We start from the raw sequence: 21,293 nt of genomic DNA on the forward strand, positions 1-21,293 counted from the left end.
TTGAGGGAGCGCAGCCGCTCGCMCGCTCGGGGGGCCACCCGCACGTACGTCGTGCGCAGCGGCGACACGCTGACCGGTGTCGCGGCCCGCCACCACATGAGCGTCGAGCGGCTGCGCTCCCTCAACGGCCTCGGTGGTGGCTTCATCCACCCCGGCGACCACGCTCGCGGGTCACCGGCACCGCCGTCAAGCCCGCCAAGCCGCGCCACCACCGGCCGCACCACCACGACGCACACGGTCCGCTCCGGCGAGACCCTCACCGGCATCGCCGCCCGTCACGACATGTCGGTGACCCGCCTGGCCAAGCTCAACCACGTCGCCAGCGGCGAGTTCATCCACCCCGGCACCACGCTCAAGGTCACCGGCACGGCGTCGAGCACGCCTGCGTCGAGCAAGCCCGCGACCACCAAGCCCACGGCCACCCAGCGCAACACCTTCGCCGGTCGCACCTACTCCGACGACATCGTCGACGCCGCCGACCGCAACCGCCGCACGCTCGCCACCCGCGCCGTCCCCAGCCGTGCGGAGACCAAGGCCAAGATCACCCGCATCTCCCGTCAGCACGGCCTCGACCCGTCGATCGCGCTCGCCATCTCCTACCAGGAGTCCGGCTGGGACCAGCGCCAGGTCTCCGTGGCCAATGCCGTCGGCACGATGCAGGTCATCCCGAGCTCGGGCGAGTGGGCCTCGCAGATGGCCGGCCGAGACCTCGACCTGCTCGACATCGACGACAACATCACCGCCGGCGTGCTCCTGCTCAAGGTCCTCACCGAGCAGGCAGACACGACCTCGGACGCCGTCGCCGGCTACTACCAGGGGCTCGCCTCCGTCGAGGCCAACGGCATGTACAGCGACACCAAGCAGTACGTCAGCAACGTCAAGGCACTCCGAAGCCGGATGTGACGGACGGACGAAGGGGGCGAACCTAGACTTTGGGCGTGACCACCGCTTCCACGCACCCGCTCGTCGGCGCCCTCGTCGACGGCCGGTACCGCGTGCTGCGCCACCTCGCCGACGGCGGGATGGCGACCGTCCTGCTCGCCACGGACACCCGGCTCGACCGGGAGGTGGCGCTCAAGGTCATGCGTCCCGACCTCGCGGCCGACGAGACCTTCGTCTCGCGATTTCGCCGTGAGGCCCGCTCCGCGGCCCGTCTGAGCCACCCCCACGTCGTCCCGGTCTTCGACCAGGGCGAGGACGACGGGCGGGTCTTCCTCGCGATGGAGTACGTCGAGGGACGCACCGCCCGCGAGGTGATCGACGCCGAGGGCGCCCTCACCCCCCGGGCCGCGCTCGACATCCTCGAGCCGGTGCTCACCGGGCTCGCGGCGGCCCACGCGGCCGGCTACATCCACCGCGACGTCAAGCCCGAAAACGTGCTCATCGGCGAGGGCGGCCTGGTCAAGGTCGCCGACTTCGGACTGGCACGGGCGGTCACCTCGCAGACGACGACGGCCGAGGACGGCGTGCTCTTCGGCACCGTCGCCTATCTGTCCCCCGAGCAGGTCGAGCGCGGCATCGCCGACGCCCGCAGCGACGTGTACGCCGCCGGGCTCATCCTCTTCGAGCTGCTCACCGGGCAGCGGGCCATCGAGGGCGAGTCGCCCATCCACGTCGCCTTCCAGCACGTGCACGGGTCGGTCCCGGTGCCCTCCGAGCGGGTCGACGGACTCCCGAGCAGCCTCGACGACCTCGTCGCCCTGGCCACCCACCGCGACCCCGACGCCCGGCCGCGCGATGCTGCCGACTACCTCGCCGAGCTGCAGCGGGTGCGTGCCGACCTCACCTCCGACGAGCTCGACCGCCGGGCCGCCGGCGCGGCCCGCAGCACGGCGCCCGCGGGTGCCGCCACGGTCGCCCACCCTCGCCCGAGCCCGACGACGGCCCTCGCGACGACCGGTGCCACGGCCGGTGTCGACGGCATCGACGACAGCGCCGACGACGGGGACGGCGGACCGACGGGGGCGGCGCCCCCCTTCGTCCCGGAGATCGCGGTGGCGCGGCGGGCTCGTCGCGCTGCTCCTGCTCGCCCTCGTCGCCGCGGGCGGCGGCTGGTGGTGGACCCAGGAGGGACCGGGGAGCACGGTCCTCGTGCCGGAGGTCTCCGGCCAGACCAGCGAGGACGCGCAGGCGCTGCTCACCCGGTACGAGCTCTCCCCCACGGAGCAGGCCGCCTTCGACGAGCAGGTCCCGCAGGGTGACGTCATCACGACCACCCCGCCGGTCGGCACCGAGCTGTCGAAGGGAGCGGACGTCACCATCGTCGTGTCCAAGGGGCCGGAGCGCTACGAGGTCCCCGACCTCGGCGGCCGCACGGCCAGCCAGGCGACCGCCGACCTCGAGGCCGAGCACCTCGGCGTCGGTCGGACCACCCGGGCCTACGACGCCGACGTGCCCAAGGGACAGGTCGTCTCCAGCTCGCCCGCCGCCGGCACCGAGCTCAAGCGTGACGCGACGGTCGACATCGTCGTCTCGCGCGGACCCCAGCCGATCGTCGTGCCGGGCGTGACCGGGACGACGGCCGAGGCTGCCACGACGAAGATCGAGGGGGCGGGGCTCAAGGTCTCCCGCGGCGACGACGCCTACTCCACGACGGTGCCCAAGGGGTCGGTCATCAGCCAGAGCCCGGCGAGCGGCACCCTGCTGCCCGGTGAGACCGTGACGATCACGGTGTCCAAGGGGCCGGAGATGGTCGCGGTGCCCGAGGTCGAGGGCCTCAACCGGTCCGCGGCGACCAAGAAGCTGCAGGATGCCGGCTTCACGGTCTCGGTGCAGACCTTCCTCGGCGGCCCCCTCGACGAGGTCCGCGCGTCGCGTCCGAGCGGTGGTACCGCCCCCCAAGGGCTCGACGGTCACGATCCTCGTCGTCTGATCACCCGGCCGGCCGGGTGATCAGACGCGAAGGGGGTCAGGCCACCGGCGCGTAGTGCGAGGCATCCCCGACGAGCGAGCGGCTGGGCTCACCGTCGATGCCCACGGGCACCTCGCCGGCGACGGTGACCCGGTGCAGGCGGCGGGGCAGCCCGTCGTAGTTGTCGGGGGCGTAGTGCTGGGTGATCCGGTTGTCGAAGATGACGAGCTGGTCAGGCTCCCAGGTGACGCGCACGACGTTTTCCGGCCGGGTCACGTAGGCCTGGAGCAGGCGGAGCAGATCACGGCTCTCGGTCGTGGAGAGGCCGACGAAGCGTCGGACGAAGCCGCCGAGGTACAGGCCGCGCTCCCCCGTCTCCGGGTGGACGCGCACGACGGGGTGCTCGGTCTCGAAGACCTGTGAGGTGAACTCCGCGCGGCGCTCCTTGAGCGCCTCGTCCTGCTGCTCCGGCGGGGTGGCGTAGTCGTAGTCGTTGGTGTGCACCGCCCGGAGCGAGTCGGCGAGGACCCGCAGCGGGTCGGGCAGGTCGCGGTAGGCGGCACCGGTGTTGGCGATGAGCGTCTCACCGCCGTGGGGCGGCACGACCTTGCTCGACAGGGTCGTCGCCCGCGGCGGCGCGTGGACGAAGGTGACGTCCGTGTGCCAGTGGTTGGCGGTGCCCCGCTCGCTGTCGACGGGTAGCACCCTGGGCGCTCCCTCGACGGACGCGACCGTCGGGTGGGCGCCGGTGACGGTGCCGAAGGACGTGGCGAAGCGCTCCTGCGCCGCGTCGTCGAGCGGCATCCCGCGGAAGACGAGCGCTTTGTGCTCGGCGAGCGCCTCGCGCAGGTAGGTGACGGTCTCGGCGGCGAGGGGTTGGGTGACGTCGACCCCGATGACCTCGGCGCCGATGCGGCCGGTGATCTTGCGGATGTCGCGGATGGTGGTCGTGGTGCTCATGCTGCCTGCTCCTTGCTCGTGGTGGTGGTCGCGATGTGGCCGGCCGACGGTCGGGCCAGCCCGTAGTGCTCGCGCAGGGTCGTGCCGGTGTACTCGGTGCGGAAGAGACCGCGCTGCTGGAGGATCGGCACGACGGTGTCGACGAAGACCTCGAGCCCCTGCGGGTAGGTCGGCGGCATGATGTTGAAGCCGTCAGCCGCCCCCTTCGTGAACCAGGTCTCGAGGTCGTCGGCGATCTGCTCGGGGGTGCCGGCGAGCACGCGGTGCCCTCGTCCCCCGGCCAGTCGCTCGATGAGTTGGCGCACGGTGAGCTGCTCGCGGCGGGCGAGCTCGGTGACGAGCGTGAAGCGGCTCTGGTTGCCCTGCGTCACCTCGTCGATGTGCGGCAGCGGCTCGTCGAGCTGGTCCTCGGTGAGCTCGATGTCGAGCATCGAGCTCAGCTGCGCCAGTCCGTAGGCGGGGACGATGCCGGCGTTGATCTCCGCCTCGAGCCGGCGGGCCTCCTCCTGCGTGGACCCGATGACCGGCGAGATGCCGGGCAGCACGAGCAGCTCGTCGCGGCTGCGGCCGTGGTCGGCGAGGCGCCCCTTGAGGTCGTCGTAGAAGGCGATGCCCTCCTCGAGGGTCTGCTGTGCGGTGAAGACCGCCTCGGCGTAGCGGGCGGCGTACGCCCGTCCGGTCGCGGAGGACCCGGCCTGGACGAGCAGGGGGTAGCCCTGCACGGGGCGGGGCACGTTGAGCGGGCCGGCGACGTCGAAGTGCTCGCCGTGGTGGTCGACGCGGTGGATCAGGTCGGTGTCGGCGTAGATCCCGCGCTCGGCGTCCGCGAGGACCGCCCCGTCGCCGAAGCTGTCCCACAGGGCGGCAGCGAGCTCGACGAACTCCGCGGCCCGCTCGTAGCGGCGGCTGTGGTCGGGTCGGGTGATGCCGAAGTTGGCGGCCTCGTCGCGGGTGCCGGAGGTGACGATGTTCCACCCGGCGCGGCCATCACTCAGGTGGTCGAGGGAGGCGAAAGCCCGCGCGAGGGTGTACGGGTGGTTGTAGGTGGTCGAGGCGGTGGCGATGAGCCCGACCCGCTCGGTGCTCGCGGCCAGCGCCGAGAGCAGGGTGAGCGGCTCGAAGGCGGAGTGCGAGTTGTGCCGCACGTTGCCGCCGAGCGCGACCGTGTCCGCGAGGAAGACGGAGTCGAGCAGGCCCCGCTCGGCCGTCCGTGCGATGTCGACGTAGTGCTGCAGGGTGAGGGCCTGCGTGGGTCGGGTCGAGCGGTGGCGCCAGGCGGCCTCGTGGTGGCCGTTGGGCATGATGAAGGCATTGAGGTGGAGCTGTCGTCGCGTGCTCATGTCGTGGATTCCTTTGCGGTCGAAGGGAGTTGGGCCCGGTCTCAGTTGCCGTGCGGCGTCGTGCGCCACCCGGAGAAGTGCCGCTCGAGGCGCACCAGTGCCGTGTTGACGGCCAGCCCGAAGATGGAGACGGTGAGGATGCCCGCGTACATCTGCGGGATCTGGAAGCTGCTCTGCGCGTTGACGATGAGGTAGCCCAGGCCCGCCTTGGCCCCGACCATCTCGGCGGCGATGAGCACGAGGATCGACGCGGTGCCGGCCATGCGGACCCCGGTGAAGATCGTCGGGACCGCGGAGGGCAGGACGACCCTGACGAAGAGCTGCAGGTTGCTCAGCCCGAGCGTCCGGGCGGCCCGGACGAGGAGCGGGTCGACGGTCCGCACGCCGGCGACGGTGTTGAGCAGCACGGGGAAGAAGGCCGCGAAGGCGACGATCGAGACCTTGCTCAGCTCACCGATGCCGAGGAGCAGGGTGAAGACGGGCAGCAGCGCCAGGGCCGCGGTGTTGCGGAAGAGCTCGAGCAGCGGGGTGAGGAACTCGCGCAGGCCCTCGTACCAGGCGACGGCGATGCCGAGGACGACGCCGGCGACGACCGCGAGGCCGAAGCCGATGACCGACCGCGTCAGGCTGGCCTGGAGGTGCTCCTGCAGCTGCCCGGTCCGCACGAGGTCCCACAGCGCCTCGAGCACGACGTGCAGGGGTGGCAGGAAGACGCGGCGGGTCGGCTCGAGCAGGTACTGGGTGCCGTACTCCCACAGGAGGAGGAAGAGCACGACCGCGGCGGACCGGCGGGCGCCGGTGCGCAGCGCCCCGAGGGCGCGTCGGGTGCGGGTCGGCGCCGCGGGCGGACTCAGTTCGGGCGACGAAGGGGGTCCCTCCGCCATGGTCGAGGTGGTGGAGGTCGTCGGGGTCAGGGTCGCGGTGCTCATCAGGCCGCCCTCTCGGTGCCGTCGGGCTGGATCTTGTGGTGGCCGGCGCGCTGCGCCCGCTCGACCTCGTCGTGCAGCAGGCTCCAGATCTGGTGTCGGTAACCGACGAAGTCCGGGTCCGAGCGCAGGTCGCGCTCGCCCTCGCGGTCACCCAGGTCGATGTCGACGACCTGCTTGAGCCGCCCGGGCCGCGAGGAGAGGATCGCGACGCGCTGGCCGAGGTAGACCGCCTCCTCGATGCCGTGGGTGATGAAGACGGCGGTCGTGCCGGTGGTGCGCCAGATCCGCAGCAGCTCGTCCTGCAGCTGCTCACGGGTCTGGGCGTCGAGCGCGGCGAAGGGCTCGTCCATGAGGAGGATCCCCGGCTCGTAGGCGAGGCTGCGGGCGATCGCGACGCGCTGCTTCATGCCGCCCGAGAGCTCGTGCGGGAGCCGGTCCTCGGAGCCGGAGAGCCCGACGAGGGCGAGGTACTCGCGCGCCCGCTCGGTGCGCTCCTTGCGGGTGAGCGGCAGCTGCTTGAGCCCGAAGGCGACATTGGCCAGCGCCGTGCGCCAGGGGAAGAGGGCGTACTGCTGGAAGACGATCCCGCGGTCGAGACCCGGTCCGGTGACGGCCTCGCCGTCGACGAGGACCTCGCCGCTCGTCGGGGTGCTCAGCCCGCCGAGCAGGTCGAGCAGGGTGGTCTTGCCCGACCCGCTCGGTCCGACGAGGGTGAGGAACTCCCCTGCCGGGACGGTGAGGCTGATGTCCTCGACGGCCCGCAGCACGCTCGCGCGCGGCTGGTCCTTCGTCGGGCGGACGACGAACTCCTTGGTGACGTGGCGCAGCTCGATGCTCGAGGTCACTTCGTCCCCTCCTTGGCCAGGTCGTTGTACTCGTTGGTGTAGATCGACGCCGGGTCGAGGTCTGCCTGGTCGACGATCCCGGTGCTCTCCAGCCAGGCCGCCCACTGGGTGAAGTCCTCGTCGGAGACCGCCCCGCCCTTCGCCGGGACACCGGTGCTCTTCCAGAAGCGGACGTTGTCGGTGCTCTCGTTGCGGTCGCGGCCCTCGATGATCCGCTCGAAGCGCGCGTGGACGGTGGCGCGGGGTGTCCTGCGGGCCCACTCGATCGCCTTGGCGACACCGGTGGTGAACTCGCGGACGGCGTCCGGGTGCTGGTCGATGAAGTCGTCACGCAGCACGTACTGGCCGCCGTTGAGCTCGTGACCGAGCACCTCGGTGTCGCGCACGAGCTCGCGGATGTCGGGCTGCGAGAGCGCCCGGTCCTGCAGGACCCCGCCGAGGGCACCGACGTCGATCTGCCGGCGGCGGATGGCCTCCTCGGTGTCGTTGGGTGGCAGGACGACGAGCTGCACCTGGTCGATCTGCCGGCTGGTGAGGCCGGCCGTGGTCAGCCAGGTCTCGATGAAGGCCTCGGCGTGGGCCCCCAGCGTGTTGACGGCGATCTTCTTGCCGACGAGGTCCTTGGGCCTGCGGATTCCGCTGTCCTTGCGGACGTAGAGGCCCTGGTAGGACTTCTTGTCCGAGCCGTAGTAGTTGATGACCGCGGTGATCGGCGACCCGGCCTGCGCGAGCTTGACGATCGCTCCGGAGAATGCGCCACCGACATCGGTCTGCCCGGTCGCGACGGACTGGATGTCCTGTGGCCCGCTCACCGTCGCGCCGACGTACTCGAGGTCGATGGTCGGGAAGTAGCCGAGGTCGTCGGCCAGTTCGGGGAAGGTGACGTTGTTGGCGCTGCCCTGGTATCGGAAGGTCACGCGGCCCCCGGGCCCGGTGCCTGCGGCATCGCTCGTGGGCAGGGTGCAGCCGGCGAGGGCGGAGGTCGTCGCGATCCCGGCGAGGCCGAGCAGGACGGAGCGGCGTGAGGTGTGGGTGCTCATCAGGCCACCGCCACGGAGCGCGCGAGGAGGTCGCCGCGGTGGGCGGCCTCCGCGGCCGCGACGAGCGAGCGACCGGCGACGGCGTCGAGGAAGACGCGGGTCACCTCGGCCAGCGGGCCGGCGGCGGACTCGGCGATGCTCACCTCACCGCCGTCGTGTCGGGTGACCTCGGAGGCGAGGACGAACCACCCCGGCGTGATGGCGCTCGGCGCGAGGCTGGCGAGCACGGGGCGCAGGGCGTAGTCCACCGCGAGGACGTGGGCGGGGCTGCCGCCGGTGGCGATCGGCAGGACCACCTTGTCCTTGAGCCCGGTCTGCGGCAGCAGGTCGAGGAAGGCCTTGAGCAGGCCGCTGTACGCCGCCTTGTAGACCGGCGTCGAGACGATGACGGCATCGGCGCGGGCCAGGGTGCAGGCCGCGCGAGCGATGTCGTCGTCGTCCGTGTCGGCTCGCAGGAGCGGCTCGGCGGGCAGGTCCCGCAAGACGATCGGGGCGATGAGGTGACCGGCGCGCTGCACGCGGTGCGACAGGTCGCCGAGGACCGCCTCGGTCCGCGACGAGGTGGACGGACTGCTGGAGATGGTGGCGATGACAGCCATGGGGGTGCCTCTCTGTGGGCATGACGGATCGACGGTCGACGAAGGGGGTCTCGTCACCGGACCGGGGTTGGTGGGGGTGATGTCGCATTTCCCTAGGGAAACGCGCAGGTGGCGCCGCATTTCCCTAGGGAAATGCGCAGGTGGGGCCGTATTTCCCTAGGGAAATACGGGTTCAGGTCAGCGACAGAGCGCGCTGTTGACCCTCAGCAGGTCGACGTGGCGCCGCAGCGCCGGGCGCAGCGACCGCGGTGCGGTCCTGGCAGTGGTGCTCATGGGAGATCCCGTCTCTCGTCGGGAGGCCGGCGAGGGCCTCGCGCTTGCTCCGACCGGAAGTGACCGGAGCCAGGTCCTCACCCGGAGCACCCCACCGCGAGTTGGAGGGTTGCTGTCCAGCGAGCCGGGGCTTGACGCTGGAACTCGTGACCTGATGAAGAACCTACGCAGATCCATCTCCTACTGCAAGAGAAGGAGTTGCCTGTCTCGCGATCCGGACCCCACGAGTGCCCCTGTCCCCCAACGGGACCCAGCTGACTCGACAGGTGGTTGTGTGGTCAACCGGTAGCGCCGGGTGCCGGCAGCGCCCGGTGAGCGCCGCCGGCTCGCTGAACTCCCTGTTCAACACACAACCATCAGCAGGACGAAGGGGGCGCCGCCGCCAGCACGACGAAGGGTGGGGTCGACGCGACTCAAGGAAAAGTCCGGACTGCCTGCGCCCCGTGAGAGGCAGACCAAGCGGTCCGGACTTTCCCCCAGCGTCGACCCCACCCTTCGCCGGGCGGCCCGGTCTTCGGCAGGACGGACGAGAGGGCTCAGCCCTGGCTGAGCATCTCCGCCGTGAGGAAGGCCAGCTCGAGACTCTGCTGGTGGTTCAGGCGCGGGTCGCACACGCTCTCGTAGCGCTTGTTGAGGTCCTCGTCGAGGATCCGCTCGGCGCCGCCGAGGCACTCGGTGACGTCGTTGCCGGTGAGCTCGACGTGCAGACCGCCGGGGACGGTGCCGAGCGAGCGGTGCACCTCGAAGAAGCCGCGGACCTCGTCGACGACGTCCTCGAAGTCACGCGTCTTGAAGCCGGACGCCGACTCGAAGGTGTTGCCGTGCATCGGGTCGCAGATCCAGGTGACCATCGCCCCGGAGTCGCGGACTTTTTCGACGATGGCGGGCATCGCCTCGCGGATCTTGCCGGCACCCATGCGGGTGATGAAGGTCAGGCGGCCGGGCTCGCGGTGCGGGTCGAGCAGGTCGATGATCCGCAGCAGCTCGTCGGGGTCGGCCTTGTCGGAGACCTTCATGCCGATGGGGTTGCGGATCCGGCTGACGAAGTCGAGGTGCGCGTGGTCGATCTGACGCGTCCGCTCCCCGATCCACAGGAAGTGACCCGAGGTGTCGTAGAGGTTGCCGGTGCGCGAGTCGACGCGGGTCATCGGGCGCTCGTAGTCGAGGAGCAGCGCCTCGTGGGCCGACCAGAACTCGGTTGCCCGCATCGCCTCGAAGTCGACACCGCAGGCGGCCATGAAGCGCATCGCCTTGTCGATCTCGCGGGCCAGGCCCTCGTAGCGCCGGTTGGCGGCGTTGGAGACGAAGCCGACATTCCAGTCGTGCACGCGGCGCAGGTCGGCGAAGCCGCCCTGGGTGAAGGCGCGCACGAGGTTCAGCGTCGCCGCACTCGTGTGGTACCCGCGCAGCAGGCGCTGCGGGTCGGGCTCGCGCGACTCGGGGGTGAAGGCGAAGTCGTTGACCATGTCGCCGCGGTAGGCGGGCAGGGTGACGCCGTCGCGCGTCTCGGTGTCCTTGCTGCGGGGCTTGGCGAACTGCCCGGCCATCCGGCCCATCTTGACGACGGGCATGCCAGCGCCGTAGGTGAGCACGGCCGCCATCTGCAGCACGGTCTTGATCCGGTCGCGGATGTTGTCGGCGGTGGCGTGGACGAAGGTCTCGGCGCAGTCGCCACCCTGGAGCACGAAGGCCTCACCGACGGACGCCGCAGCCATCCGGTCGCGCAGGTCGTCGCACTCGCCGGCGAAGACGAGCGGTGGATAGGTCGCCAGCTGCGCCACGGCACTGTCGAGGGCCGCACGGTCCGGCCAGCTCGGCTGCTGCGCGGCAGGCAGGTCGCTGTCGATGGTGGCGGCGGTCATGGGGGCGGGCACTGCAGTGGTCACCCCCACAGGATAGGCCGGGCGTGGCGGCGCCTCGGCACCCGTCCACGCACAGGACCGAAGGGAGGTCACTCCGGCTTGTCGAGTCCCCGGCTGATCGCGAAGCGGGTGAGCTCGACCCGGTTGTGCAGGTGGAGCTTGCCGAGGATGTTCTGCACGTGGTTCTGCACCGTCCGGTGCGAGATGACCAGGTCGGCGGCGATCTCCTTGGCCGTCATCCCCATGGCGACGTAGCGCAGGATCTCCGTCTCGCGCTCGGTGAGCTCCGGCACGGGCGAGCTGGGCTCGGCGGTTGCCGGCTCCGGCTCGGTGCGTGCCCGGCTGCTCATCTCGCGGAACTCGCCGAGGACGAGCCCGGCCAGACCGGGAGTGAAGACGGCGTCGCCGGCACCGGTCGCCGTGACGGCGTCACGGATCTCCGCGGGCGAGGCGGACTTGACGAGGTAGCCGCTCGCCCCGGCCTTGACGGCCGCGAGCACGTCCGGCTCCTCGCCGCTGGCCGAGAGGATGAGCACCTTGGTCGTCAGGTCGCCGATGGCGGTGCAGACCTCGTCGCCGCGCATCTCGGGCAGGTTGAGGTCGAGGACGAGCACGTCGGGGACGGTGGCGCGGGTGCGGCGCACCGTCGAGGGCCCGTCGGCGGCGGTGCCCACGATCTCGAAGCCGGCCTCCTCGAGGTCTCGGACGAGGGCATCCCGCCACAGCGGGTGGTCGTCGGCGACGAGGACCTTCAGGGGCGCGCTGGGCTCGCTCATGGGGTGGAGCCTGCCACGTGATGGGCCGGCACGGTGAGCGTGACGGTCGTGCCGCCGGTGCCGGGCGAGCGCCAGCTGGCGTCGCCGCCGAGGTCGAGCATGCGCCCGCGGATCGAGCTGCTCGCCCCGAGGCGCCCTTCCTCGACGGCGCGCACGAGCCGGTCGGGGGCCATGCCGACCCCGTTGTCACGGACGACGACCTCGACGCCCTGGTCGTCGGCGTCGAGCAGCACCCACGCGCGAGCCTGCTCTCCTGCATGTCGGCTGACGTTGTCGAGGGCGGCGACGACCGCGGCCTCGACCTCCTGGGTCACGGCGGCGGGCAGCCGGACCGCCCCGGCGGGCAGGACGACCTCGACCCGGGCGGAGCGCAGCGCCGCGAGGCGGGCCGCGAGGTCGGTGACCTGCTCGCTCTCGGGTGTGCCGGAGGTCTCCCCCGCTGCCGGCTCGAAGCGGGTGATGAGGCTGCGCAGCGACCGCTCCTGGTCGGCGGCGAGATCGGCGAGGGCCTCCCCTTCGCCGCCGATCTCACGACCGCGACGGTTGATGAGCGCCAGGGCCTGCAGCACCCCGTCGTGCACCTGCCGGCCGATCCGCTCGCGCTCGGCGAGCCGCTCGCTCACGGCGAGCGCCTGCTCGAGGCGTCGCTGGCTCTCCCGGGCGAGCTGGACGGCGAGCCCGACGAGCACGCCGAGGATGAAGAGCAGGAAGATGTTGTGCCAGGTCAGCTGGCTCGGGTGCTCGGCCTGCCCGAGGTTGGTCGCCGCGATGACGGCAGCGGCGAGCACGCCCCCCCTTGATCCCGGAGAGCAGGGCCCCCGCCATCACCGGCGAGGCGGCCCACACCCCGGGCACGGTGGAGATGCCGTTGCTCACCTCGACGGGGTCGTAGACGACGTTGGTGACGAAGATGCCGACGCCGGCGAGGCACAGCTCGAGGACGATCGCCGTCGTCGTCGGCCGGGGGCGAAGGGGGGGCGACGACCGACCAGACGAGGGCGCAGGCACCCCACAGCAGGATCGGCCACCACCGGATGACGTGCTCCTGATGGATGCCGACGAGGATCCCGGCGTAGACGAGGGCGACGAAGCGGTAGAGCGCCAGCCCGCGCCCCCCGGCGCTGTCGATGAGCGGCGAGGGGTTGTAGTGCCGCCGCAGCGAGCTCTCCCCCGGGTCCAGCAGCATCGGCCTACAGCCCGTCCTTGCTCTCCTCGGACCAGGGGCCCTCGCCGGGTCGGTCGCCCTGCTCGATGATGTCCTCGAGCTCGGGCACGGCACGACCGGGGCGGGCGGCCTCCTGGAGCTCGCGAGCGCGCCGGCGGGCCTTGGTGAGCAGCTTTTCCTTCATCGACGTCGCGTACATGTCGACGTACTCCTGGTCGGACAGCTGCATGAGCTCGTACATGATCTCGTCGGTGATCGAGCGCAGGACGAAGCGGTCGCCCTCCATCCCCTCGTACCGGGAGAAGTCGAGAGGGGCGCCGATCTTGACGCCGACCTGACGGATGTTGGGGACGATCTGGCCGGTGGGCTGCGCCTTGTCGGTGTCGATCATCGCGACGGGGAGTGACGGGCACGCCGGCGATCAGGGCCATGCGCGCGACACCGGTGCGTCCGCGGTAGAGGCGCGAGTCGGGCGAGCGCGTGCCCTCGGGGTAGAGACCGAGGAGGTCGCCCTCACCGAGCACGGCCAGCCCGGCACGCAGCGCGGCCTCGCTCGCCTTGCCGCCGCTGCGGTCGATGGGCAGCTGGCCGACGCCCCGGAAGAAGGCCGCGGTGAGCCACCCTTTGAGGCCGGGGCCGGTGAAGTAGTCCGACTTCGCGAGGAAGGTCAGCCGCCGGTCGATGACGAGCGGCAGGAAGATCGAGTCGGAGAAGGACAGGTGGTTGCTGGCCAGGATCGCCGGCCCCTCGGCGGGAATGTGCTCGAGCCCCTCGACCTTGGGTCGGAAGAGGACCCTGAGCAGCGGCCCGAGGAAGACCCTCTTGAGCATCCAGTACAGCACTGTCGCACCACCTCCTGATCGCTAGCGAACTCTACGGTAACGGTGACGCGTGCGAGGATGTCCGCGAGGCGAGGACGACGTCGAGACGAGCGGATCAGCAGATGGCGGAGCGGCACCACCCCGACGACCGGGACGTCGACGCCGCCTTCGAGGCGATCGTCGCCCGGTGGGACGACGAGTCGACCGAGGGCTCCGCGCCGGAGCACGACCAGCTCCCGCGCCCCCTCGATGCCCCGCCACGGCGGCCGACCCAGTCCACCGGTGACGTCCGACTGCCGCCGGCCCGGTCCGAGGGACCCCGCACCCCGGACGTGCCGTGGCGGGTCGACCCGACCAACTCCGTCGCCGACGCCCTGCTGCGAGGTGACGACGACCCCGGCGAGGGCGATGCCGACGAGGGCTACTCCCCGCCCCCGCCGCAGCCGCTGCCCCCACCGACGGACCGCCTCTTCTGGGGTGGCCTCCTCGGGCTCGCCCTGGGCGTGCTCGGGCTGCTGTGGCTGGCCATCGCCCGCCCGGACGTCGGCCGGTGGGCGACGGTCCTCGTCGTGGGTCTGCTCGTCGGCGGCTTCGTGTGCGTCGTCGTGCGCCAGCCGCGCGACCGTGACGACGACCCGAGCAACGGCGCCGTCGTCTGAGGACCACCGCGGGCGCTGCGGTCACTCCCCCGTGCGGGTCCCGGCCCCTTCGGGCAGAGGCGTGGTCTCGATGTCCACCCACACCGGTCGGTGGTCGGTCGCGGCCTTGAGGTCCTCCCACACCCACGGCACCTCCCGGTGCGGCAGGACGGTGACGTCCGGGGTGGCGAAGACGACGTCGAGCACCCGGTCGGGCTTCGCCGAGGGATAGGTCGGCGCGAGCGGGCTCACCGGGCGCATCGACCCGCCGAGGTACTGCCACGCGGCGCCGTCGGACTGCTCGTTGAGGTCGCCGGCGAGCAGCGCCGGGCCGGGGTGCGCGGCCAGGCCCTCCATGATCTGGCGGGCGTGGACCAGCCGCTCGTCGGCGTCGAGGCTGAGGTGGACGCTCGCGATCGAGATGGGCACGTGGCCGAAGGGAGCCACCCGCGTCACCGCGAAGCCGCGCCGGTCACGCCACGTCCGGGCGGGCAGCCGGTGGTGGGTCACGGACAGGACGTTGGTCCGCAGGTTGGTGAGCACGCTCGTCTGGCCGGCGCGCTGGCTGCGCCCGGACCACACGAGCCCGCAGCGGGCGGCGAAGTCGGCGATCCTGTGGTCGACCGGACCGATCCAGGGAACCTCCTGCAGGCACAGCACGTCCGGGTCGACGGCCCGGACGGTGCGGGCCAGCGCCGCGACGTCGTCCTGCAGCGCGCGCAGGTTGTACGAGGCGATGCGCAGGCTCACATCTGCTCCTCGGCCCCCAGCGCCGCCGCACCGATGAGCCCGGCATCGGGGCCGAAGCGAGCCGCGACGATCGTGGCCGCGGGCCGGTAGCCCCGACCGGTGAGCTGCCGGGCGAAGGTGTCACGGGCGGGGCCAAGGAGCAGGTCGCCGGCGGCGCTCACGCCACCACCGATGACGAAGACCTCGGGGTCGAGTGCGGCCGCGAGATTGGCGATGCCGACGCCGAGCCAGTGGCCGATCTCGGCGAGCAGCTCGGTCGCGGTGGCATCCCCCGCGCGGGCGGCCTCGGTGATCATCGGACCGGTGAGCGAGGCGGGGTCGCCCCCGACGTGGGCGAGCAGGTCGGTGGCCATCGGCGAGTTGGCCATGGCCAGGCCGCGGGCCTCGCGGACGAGGGCATTGCCCGAGGAGTACTGCTCCCAGCAGCCGCGGTTGCCGCACTCGCAGCGCTGCCCGCCGGGCACGACCTGCATGTGGCCGAACTCGCCGGCGATGCCGTAGCGGCCGCGCACGAGGTGCCCGCCGACGATGATGGCGCCGCCGATGCCGGTGCCGAGGGTGATCATCACGGCGTGCGTCGCGCCTCGTGCCGCGCCGAAGCGGTGCTCGGCCCACAGCGCCGCGTTGGCGTCGTTGTCGATCGAGATCGGCAGGTCGACGCGCTGGCTGAGCGCCGCCCGCAGCGGCTCGTTGCGCCACGACAGGTGGGGGGCGAAGACGACGGTCGAGCGGTCGGCGGCGACGAACCCGGCCGCGCCGACTCCGACGGTGCTCGGGCGCTCCGCGCCGGCCTCCTCCGCGAGGACGAGCAGCTCCTCGATGACCTCGACGATGGTGTCCTCGACGACCCGGGGCGCGCTCGACCGGTCGGGGGGTGTCGCACCGGGTGCGCACGAGGATGCGCCCCTCCTCGTCGAGGACGCCCCCGGAGACCTTGGTCCCCCCGATGTCGATGCCGATGCTCGTGGTCATGCCTGTGCCTCCCGGGCGAGTGTCGCGGCCCCGACGATGCCGGCGTCGTTGCCGAGCGTGGCCTGGACCAGGTCTGGCGAAGGGCGGTGCCCCCGGCCGATGAGGTGGGCGGCGAAGGCGGTGCGGGTCGGCCCGACGAGCAGCTCGCCGGCGTCGGCCACGCCTCCCCCGATGACGATGCGGCCGGGGTCGAGGACCGCGCAGATGGACGCCAGCCCCCGACCGAGGTGGGTCCCGAGGTCGTCGAGCAGCTCGATGCTCGCGACGTCGCCCTCGCGGGCGAGGTCGGTGACGTCACGACCCGAGAGGGCCTCGACATCACCGCCGCACCGCTCGCGCAGCGCCTCGGCGCGCGACGACGTCGTGCTGGCGAGCTCGCGCGCTGCCCGCTCCAGCGCCGTGCCCGAGGCGAAGACCTCGAGGCAGCCGTGGTTGCCGCAGCCGCAGCGCGGGCCGTCCGGGTCGAGGGTCACGTGACCGATTTCCCCGCCGATGCCGAAGGCACCCCGCAGCAGGTGGTCGTCGACGATGCACCCGCCGCCGACGCCGGTGCCCACGGTGACGAGGAGCATGTCGTCGCAGTCGCTGCCCGCCCCGTGGCGGTACTCCCCCCAGGCCGCGGCATTGGCGTCGTTGTCGACGACGACCTCTCGACCGATCGCCGTGCCCACCTCGGTGGCGAGGTCGAGGTCGCGCCACGGCAGGTTGGGGGCAAACCACACGTGCCCGGCGCGGGCGTCGACGAAGGCGGCGCAGGCCATGCCGACCCCGGCGACCGGTCCGGCGGCTGCCGACTCGAGGGTGCCGACGAGCTCGGCCGTCGCGGCGATGATCGCCGCGGTGTCGTCGGCCGGGGTGGCCACCTGCTCGCGGCGGGTGATCCGCCCTGCGTCGTCGACGAGCGCACCCGAGATCTTGGTGCCGCCGACGTCGATGCCGATCGCCGTGCCCGGACTCGTCGTCATCACGCCTCGCTCGCGCTGTCGTCGGCCGTCGCGGCCTCGTCGTCGTGGATGGTGACCCGCACACCGCGCTCGCGGTGGGGCACGTGGACGGGTGGCTCGGTGAGCTCCGTGCCGAGTGCCGCGGCGATCGTGTCGGAGCCGAGGGTCGCCCGGGTCAGTGCTTCGGCGAGCAGGCTGGCGCCGGTCATCGCGCGGCGGGCCGTCGCGGTGTCGAGCTGGCGCAGGTCGTCGCCGAGCGCCTCGACGTCGATCTCGGAGATCACCCGCAGCAGCTGGATGACGACCTCCTGCGCGCCGGTGCCCTGGGTGTGGTCAGCCACGGGGCCACACCGCCGCGTCGGGGGGTCATCGTCAAGGTGAGCACGCCGCCGGCGACGCCGGCACGGTCGATGTCGCACCGTCGCAGGACGGATGGCAGGCGCAGCCGGCGGGTGCGACCAGCGCACCCGAGGACGAGCTCGTCGTCGTGCCGCACGAGGTCGAGGTCGGCGGCGCGGACGCCGGGCACGCCGATGTGCAGCAGCCAGGTGCCATCGGGACCCCGCTGCGGTCGCGGCGGGCCCTCGGCCGGGGCGGCCGGCAGGTACTCGACCCCTGCTCCGCCCCCGGGGTGGACGGCCGTGAGGGTGCGGCCCATGAGGGCGAGCAGCACCTCGGCGTCGGCTCGACGGGCAGCGCCGACCGGGCCGCCGGGGGCCGCGAGGTGGAGTGCGGTCGCGTCGGCGTCGGCGAGGCTGCGGTCGAGTCCCTCGAGCAGCTCCGCGCCCTCCCGCAGGGCCGTGAGCAGGGGGTGCGTGGGCACGGGCAGGGCCCCGATGCCCTCGGGGGCGACGAGCACCTCCCAGCGCGCGATGACGGGGACGAAGGCCGCGAAGGGCCCCCGCCACGCGCTGCGGCATGCCGAGGAGCCGGGCGACCTCGATGTCGACGTCGGCGACGAGCTCGTCGCCGGCCGCCTCCGCCTGGGTCAGCGCCCGGGCGAGGCCGAGCAGGTCGGAGAGCTCGCTGGGCAGGACCGCCGCGATGAGGTCGGCGACGACGGGCGCCGGCAGGTCGAGCGCGGAGAGCACGTGGTCGAGGTGTCCTTCGACCGTGGTGACGACCGGGTCGACGAAGGGGGTCTCCCGCGCCGGGCGCAGCACCCGTCGGTGCGGCGCCGCGCCCGCCACCAATCGTGAGGCGACGCGGGCGCTGTGATCACCGCCGCCGACGACGAGGTGGGCAGGCACGTGCGGGTCAGGCCTCGGCGTGCTTCTTGAGGTCGCGCAGCGCCGTGTCGACGATGACCTTCTCGGCCTTGCGCTTGAGCATGCCGAGCATCGGCACCTTGACGTCGACGGTCAGCTCGTAGGTGACCTCGGTGCCGTCACCGTGCGCCGCGAGCGTGTAGGAGCCGTCCATCGCCTTGAGCATCGTTGCGGAGACGAGGGTCCACGACGCGACGCCGACCCCGGTCTCGTCGATGTCCCAGGCGTAGTCGAGGGTGTAGGTGTCCTTGATCGCGCCGGCGTCGAGCGTGAAGCGGGCCTGGTCGGGCCACCCGTCGCCGTCCTCGGCGAGGATCTCGACGGACGTGATCTCCTTGGCCCATTCGGGGTACGCCTCGAGGTCGGCGATGATGTCGAGGACCTCTGCGGGCGGGGCGTCCACGACGATGCTGGATCGGGTGCTGTCGGCCATGCGGGCGACACTATCGCGAACGGCCCTCGAGACGATCCTTGATCTCGTTGAGGCCGTGCTTCCAGCGGCGCCGGTGCGCCTGCATCCAGCGCCGCGGCCCGCCGACCTGCTGCCCGTGGACGAAGTGGTGGACGATCGTGCCGCCACCCGATGCCTCGAGCCAGACCTCCGCCCGGCCCTCGACCTCGCCGCGGACCCGCCAGCGGACCCCCTTCGCCCCGCGGTCCTGCACGACCTGCCGCTCCAGGCCGGGCCACAGCCCCTCGAGCAGCCCGGGCGCGTCGAGCGCCTCGCGCACGACCTGGGGGGCCGCACGCACATAGGTCTCGTCGACGACGTCGACGACGGCACGGGGGCGGCGGAGGAGCACGGTGGGCCTCTCGGTCGGGGCGGCGCGGATCAGGGGCAAGAGTATGGCCACGGTCACGGAGCGACTCCGAAATCGTCGGCCACGACCACGGGTACTCTCGTCGCGAGCCAGCTTCCGGTCTGCTGGCACGGCGAACGAAGGAGATCCCGTGAACGACAGCGTCATGCCTCGACTCTTCGAGGGCGACCCCTCCGACTCCCTGGCCGACCTGCCAGGGCGCAATGCGGAGAAGAACCCTCAACGGGTGGCCTTCACGGTCAAGGAGGCCGGCGCCTGGCGGGACGTCACCGCGGCCCAGTTCAACCACGACGTGCGCGCCCTCGCCAAGGGCCTGATCGCCCAGGGCCTGCAGGCCGGCGACCGGCTGGCGATCATGGCCCGCACCCGGTACGAGTGGACCCTGCTCGACTTCGCCACCTGGGCGGCCGGCGGCGTGCCCGTCCCGATCTACGAGACCAGCTCGGCCGAGCAGGTGGAGTGGATCGTCAAGGACTCCGGTACCCGCTTCCTCGTCGTCGAGACCGCCAAGCACGCTGCTGTCGCCGAGGAAGCGCGCGGCAACCTCACCACGCTGGAGCAGGTCTTCGTCATCGACAACGGTGACCTCGACACGCTCACCGCCGGCGGCTCGCAGGTCGGCGACGAGCAGCTCGACGAGCGCATCGCCTCCCAGGAGCGCAGCTCGCTCGCCACGATCATCTACACCTCGGGCACGACCGGTCGTCCCAAGGGCTGCGAGCTCACCCACGACAACTTCCTCGGTCTGGCGGAAAACGCGACGGCCAAGCTCGGCGACGTCGTCCAGCGTGAGGACGCATCGACGTTGCTCTTCCTCCCGCTCGCGCACGTCTTCGCCCGCTTCATCGAGGTGCTCGCGGTCAGCGCCGAGGCGCGCATGGGCCACAGCGCCGACATCGCCAACATCCTCGACGACTTCCAGTCGTTCAAGCCGACCTTCATCCTCGCGGTGCCCCGCGTCTTCGAGAAGATCTTCAACAAGGCAAACGAGACGGCGACGGCCGACGGCAAGGGCAAGATCTTCGCCAAGGCCGCCGAGACCGCCATCGCGTGGTCCGAGGGCAAGGACTCCGGCTCGATCCCCCTCAAGGTCAAGGTCCAGCACGCCGTCTTCGACAAGCTCGTCTACAGCAAGCTGCGGGCCAAGATGGGCAACCAGGTCGAGTACGCGGTCTCCGGCGGCGCGCCGCTGGGCACCCGCCTGGGCCACTTCTTCCGTGGCATCGGCGTGACGATCCTCGAGGGCTACGGGCTGACCGAGACGACCGCCCCCGCGACGGTCAACCTGCCCGACAAGGTGAAGATCGGCACCGTGGGCCCGCCGCTGCCCGGCGTCTCCCTGCGGATCGGCGAGGACGGCGAGATCCTCATCAAGGGCCTCAACGTGCTGCGCGGGTACCACGACAACGAGTCGGCCACCGCGGACGCGATCCGCGACGGCTGGTTCAGCACCGGTGACCTCGGCGAGCTCGACGAGGACGGCTACCTGAAGATCACCGGCCGCAAGAAGGAGATCCTCGTGACGGCCGGCGGCAAGAACGTCGCCCCCGGTGTCCTGGAGGACCGGCTGCGCGCGCACCCGCTCATCAGCCAGTGCCTCGTCGTCGGCGACGGCAAGCCCTTCATCGCCGCGCTCGTCACCCTCGACGAGGAGATGCTGCCGGGCTGGGCGGCCAACAACGGCCTCGGCTCCCTGACCGTGGAGCAGGCCCGGACCAACGAGACCGTCCTCGCCGAGATCCAGGGCGCGGTCGACGAGGCCAACAAGGCCGTCTCCAAGGCGGAGTCGATCCGCAAGTTCTCCGTCCTCGCGGAGGACTTCACCGAGGACAACGGCACGCTCACCCCGTCGATGAAGCTCAAGCGCAATGTCATCATGCGCGACTTCGAGGACGAGGTGGAGGGCCTCTACGGCAGCTGACCACCGGCCAGCCGGCGCGCGGGTCAGACCGCGTGCCGGCGCAGGTCCTCGTAGTCCGAACGAGGCTCGTGCACCGCACGGGCCTCGTTCGCCGTCTCGGCGCTCACCAGGCCCACGGCGATGAGCCGGGAGATCACCTCGCGCTCCCGCCGATCGAGCGGCAGGAGTTGCGGGTCCGGGTCAGCGGGGCTGGACGCGCTCCCCAGCGCGGTCACCATGCAGTCGGCGCAGCCGATGTCGCGGACCGGGCAGGTGCCGCAGTCGATCGTCAGCGGCAGTGGTCGACGGGTCATGTCCGTCACCTCCTCGTCGTCGCCGGGTCCCTCCCGACACCGACCACGCTAGGAGCGACCCCCGACAGCCCTCTGCGCTGCGCGGCCTCCCCGCTCCCCGAGGAGGTCGCGCAGCGACCGTCTCGAGGGGACGCACCGGCCACAGGAGGGCGCAGGGACGTCGGCAGTGTCGCCCCACCCTTCGTCCGCGACCAACCCGCCCTGCCCCACGGTCACGGGCGGCGA

23 protein-coding genes, 2 pseudogenes and 1 riboswitch are annotated in these 21,293 nt (G+C 72.0%); of the genes and pseudogenes, 6 read left to right on the plus strand and 19 right to left on the minus strand.

Annotated elements, in window-relative coordinates; all coding sequences use genetic code 11:
• The 3 genes from B277_RS14705 to B277_RS16245 form a co-directional block, all read left to right on the plus strand.
• The coding region (locus B277_RS14705) for a LysM peptidoglycan-binding domain-containing protein (protein WP_040881747.1) at positions 1–903 on the plus strand (903 nt) is incomplete at its 5' end.
• 35 nt (positions 904–938) lie between these two features.
• Positions 939–2,201 (plus strand): protein kinase domain-containing protein, encoded by a 1,263-nt coding sequence (locus tag B277_RS14710; protein WP_051988100.1) that lies wholly within the window; start codon positions 939–941, stop codon positions 2,199–2,201.
• A complete protein-coding gene (locus B277_RS16245) occupies positions 2,092–2,892 on the plus strand; it encodes a Stk1 family PASTA domain-containing Ser/Thr kinase (protein WP_051988101.1) in 801 nt (266 codons plus the stop codon). Before B277_RS14710 ends, B277_RS16245 begins: the two co-directional genes overlap by 110 nt.
• Positions 2,893–2,908: 16 nt before the next feature.
• On the opposite strand, the gene B277_RS14715 is transcribed toward B277_RS16245, so the two are convergent.
• The 11 genes and pseudogenes from B277_RS14715 to B277_RS14760 form a co-directional block, all read right to left on the minus strand.
• Positions 2,909–3,811 (minus strand): TauD/TfdA dioxygenase family protein, encoded by a 903-nt coding sequence (locus B277_RS14715; protein ID WP_007929693.1) that lies wholly within the window; start codon positions 3,809–3,811, stop codon positions 2,909–2,911.
• Positions 3,808–5,151, minus strand: coding sequence for an LLM class flavin-dependent oxidoreductase (locus tag B277_RS14720; RefSeq protein ID WP_007929695.1), 1,344 nt, complete (start codon positions 5,149–5,151; stop codon positions 3,808–3,810). The genes B277_RS14715 and B277_RS14720 overlap by 4 nt, the downstream gene beginning before the upstream one ends.
• Before the next feature lie 41 nt (positions 5,152–5,192).
• The gene (locus B277_RS14725; RefSeq protein ID WP_007929697.1) at positions 5,193–6,080 is read right to left on the minus strand and encodes an ABC transporter permease; all 888 of its coding nucleotides are present in this window, start codon (positions 6,078–6,080) and stop codon (positions 5,193–5,195) included.
• Positions 6,080–6,925, minus strand: coding sequence for an ABC transporter ATP-binding protein (locus B277_RS14730; protein ID WP_007929699.1), 846 nt, complete (start codon positions 6,923–6,925; stop codon positions 6,080–6,082). Before B277_RS14730 ends, B277_RS14725 begins: the two co-directional genes overlap by 1 nt.
• Positions 6,922–7,965: an ABC transporter substrate-binding protein gene (locus B277_RS14735; RefSeq protein ID WP_007929701.1), complete on the minus strand. Its 1,044-nt coding sequence runs from the start codon at positions 7,963–7,965 to the stop codon at positions 6,922–6,924. Before B277_RS14735 ends, B277_RS14730 begins: the two co-directional genes overlap by 4 nt.
• On the minus strand, positions 7,965–8,564 hold the full coding sequence (gene ssuE / locus B277_RS14740; protein ID WP_007929703.1) for an NADPH-dependent FMN reductase: 600 nt from the start codon (positions 8,562–8,564) through the stop codon (positions 7,965–7,967). Before ssuE ends, B277_RS14735 begins: the two co-directional genes overlap by 1 nt.
• A 308-nt stretch (positions 8,565–8,872) precedes the next feature.
• Positions 8,873–8,989: riboswitch (SAM riboswitch) on the minus strand.
• A gap of 384 nt (positions 8,990–9,373) precedes the next feature.
• Positions 9,374–10,699 (minus strand): class II 3-deoxy-7-phosphoheptulonate synthase, encoded by a 1,326-nt coding sequence (locus tag B277_RS14745; RefSeq protein ID WP_007929706.1) that lies wholly within the window; start codon positions 10,697–10,699, stop codon positions 9,374–9,376.
• Positions 10,700–10,788: 89 nt separating this feature from the next.
• A complete protein-coding gene (locus tag B277_RS14750; protein WP_007929708.1) occupies positions 10,789–11,475 on the minus strand; it encodes a response regulator in 687 nt (228 codons plus the stop codon).
• Positions 11,472–12,263, minus strand: a complete 792-nt coding sequence (locus B277_RS14755; RefSeq protein WP_007929710.1) for a sensor histidine kinase — start codon at positions 12,261–12,263, stop codon at positions 11,472–11,474. The genes B277_RS14750 and B277_RS14755 overlap by 4 nt, the downstream gene beginning before the upstream one ends.
• Entirely contained in the window at positions 12,200–12,661 is a 462-nt protein-coding gene (locus B277_RS17670; protein WP_156811812.1) for a hypothetical protein, read from the minus strand. The genes B277_RS14755 and B277_RS17670 overlap by 64 nt, the downstream gene beginning before the upstream one ends.
• 4 nt (positions 12,662–12,665) lie before the next feature.
• Positions 12,666–13,482 (minus strand): annotated as a pseudogene (locus B277_RS14760) (lysophospholipid acyltransferase family protein).
• 101 nt (positions 13,483–13,583) lie between these two features.
• On the opposite strand from B277_RS14760, the gene B277_RS16250 reads away from it, so the two are divergent.
• On the plus strand, positions 13,584–14,120 hold the full coding sequence (locus B277_RS16250; protein WP_007929716.1) for a hypothetical protein: 537 nt from the start codon (positions 13,584–13,586) through the stop codon (positions 14,118–14,120).
• Positions 14,121–14,141: 21 nt separating this feature from the next.
• Here the strand turns inward: B277_RS16250 and B277_RS14775 are convergent, their stop codons facing one another.
• The 5 genes and pseudogenes from B277_RS14775 to B277_RS14795 all read right to left on the minus strand — a co-directional run bounded on the left by B277_RS14775 (position 14,142) and on the right by B277_RS14795 (position 17,624).
• Positions 14,142–14,849 carry an endonuclease/exonuclease/phosphatase family protein gene (locus B277_RS14775; protein WP_007929718.1) on the minus strand — a complete coding sequence of 236 codons (708 nt, stop codon included), beginning with the start codon at positions 14,847–14,849 and terminating at the stop codon, positions 14,142–14,144.
• Positions 14,846–15,821 (minus strand): annotated as a pseudogene (locus B277_RS14780) (ROK family glucokinase). Before B277_RS14780 ends, B277_RS14775 begins: the two are co-directional and overlap by 4 nt.
• Complete coding sequence (locus tag B277_RS14785; protein WP_007929723.1) at positions 15,818–16,786, minus strand: ROK family glucokinase; 969 nt, start codon at positions 16,784–16,786, stop codon at positions 15,818–15,820. The pseudogene B277_RS14780 and the gene B277_RS14785 overlap by 4 nt, the downstream one beginning before the upstream one ends.
• The gene (locus tag B277_RS14790; RefSeq protein ID WP_007929725.1) at positions 16,786–17,106 is read right to left on the minus strand and encodes a hypothetical protein; all 321 of its coding nucleotides are present in this window, start codon (positions 17,104–17,106) and stop codon (positions 16,786–16,788) included. The genes B277_RS14785 and B277_RS14790 overlap by 1 nt, the downstream gene beginning before the upstream one ends.
• The gene (locus B277_RS14795) at positions 17,046–17,624 is read right to left on the minus strand and encodes an ArsA family ATPase (protein ID WP_007929726.1); all 579 of its coding nucleotides are present in this window, start codon (positions 17,622–17,624) and stop codon (positions 17,046–17,048) included. Before B277_RS14795 ends, B277_RS14790 begins: the two co-directional genes overlap by 61 nt.
• A 13-nt stretch (positions 17,625–17,637) precedes the next feature.
• Here B277_RS14795 and B277_RS14800 point away from each other — a divergent pair, with 13 nt between their 5' ends.
• Positions 17,638–17,964, plus strand: a complete 327-nt coding sequence (locus tag B277_RS14800) for a hypothetical protein (RefSeq protein ID WP_007929727.1) — start codon at positions 17,638–17,640, stop codon at positions 17,962–17,964.
• A 58-nt stretch (positions 17,965–18,022) separates the two neighbouring features.
• Here the strand turns inward: B277_RS14800 and B277_RS14805 are convergent, their stop codons facing one another.
• Positions 18,023–18,466, minus strand: coding sequence for an SRPBCC family protein (locus B277_RS14805; RefSeq protein WP_007929728.1), 444 nt, complete (start codon positions 18,464–18,466; stop codon positions 18,023–18,025).
• A 10-nt stretch (positions 18,467–18,476) separates the two neighbouring features.
• Complete coding sequence (locus tag B277_RS14810) at positions 18,477–18,836, minus strand: hypothetical protein (RefSeq protein ID WP_040881755.1); 360 nt, start codon at positions 18,834–18,836, stop codon at positions 18,477–18,479.
• A gap of 148 nt (positions 18,837–18,984) precedes the next feature.
• Here B277_RS14810 and B277_RS14815 point away from each other — a divergent pair, with 148 nt between their 5' ends.
• Complete coding sequence (locus B277_RS14815) at positions 18,985–20,775, plus strand: AMP-dependent synthetase/ligase (protein WP_007929730.1); 1,791 nt, start codon at positions 18,985–18,987, stop codon at positions 20,773–20,775.
• A 23-nt stretch (positions 20,776–20,798) separates the two neighbouring features.
• Here B277_RS14815 and B277_RS14820 read toward each other — a convergent pair whose 3' ends face one another.
• Positions 20,799–21,068 carry a hypothetical protein gene (locus B277_RS14820; RefSeq protein WP_128277136.1) on the minus strand — a complete coding sequence of 90 codons (270 nt, stop codon included), beginning with the start codon at positions 21,066–21,068 and terminating at the stop codon, positions 20,799–20,801.
• Positions 21,069–21,293 lie beyond the last annotated feature (225 nt).

This window comes from Janibacter hoylei PVAS-1, assembly GCF_000297495.1.
GTDB lineage: Bacteria > Actinomycetota > Actinomycetes > Actinomycetales > Dermatophilaceae > Janibacter > Janibacter hoylei.